Here is a 661-nt window from a genome sequence, read left to right on the forward strand (position 1 = left end):
ACGGGGCTGTCACCCGCTGCGGCCGGCCCTCCCATGCCGTTCCGCTCCCCAGCCGGACCTGCGCCCGGGGGCGGCAGCCCCCGGATGCGCGGCCCTGCAACCCCGTCGGCGGAACCCCTGCCGGGTACGCCCGCTCGACGGTTTGGCCATCGGTCCCCTTTCGCTCGCCGCTACTCGGGGAGTCTCGAGATTGATTTCCTCTCCTCCGGGTACTTAGATGTTTCAGTTCCCCGGGTTGTCCTCCCCACCCTTATGTGTTCGGGGTGGGGATATGCACACCGCTGTGCATGGGTTCGCCCATTCGGAGACCCCCGGGTCGAAGGATGTGTGCTCCTCGCCGGGGATTATCGCAGCTTGCCGCGTCCTTCATCGGCTCCCTGTGCCAAGGCATCCGCCGTGCGCCCGTGGTATCTTGCGGGACCGCATCGGGCCCGCGGGATATCCACGTGTCGCTAATTAAGTCAATTAATCGATATCATGAATAGCGCTCGTATGTCGCAATTCGGGTATCTCATACCGCGGCACAGTGTCTTCACTGTGCTCGCGATCAGATGCTCCTCACTCATTATTAAGTGAATTCTTCTTGTTTGGATCGGATGAATGATTGCTATCATTCTTACGTTTAATCGCAGAAAAGAATCGAGTCTGGAAGAGGATACTC

1 rRNA gene is annotated in these 661 nt (G+C 59.6%); it reads right to left on the bottom strand.

The annotated features are described in order from the left end of the window. Positions 1-418 (bottom strand): 23S ribosomal RNA (locus AAAV44_RS09795); the annotation flags it as partial. Positions 419-661 lie beyond the last annotated feature (243 nt).

The sequence above is a fragment of the Collinsella sp. CLA-AP-H1 genome (genome assembly GCF_040092945.1).
Classification (GTDB): Bacteria; Actinomycetota; Coriobacteriia; order Coriobacteriales; family Coriobacteriaceae; genus Collinsella.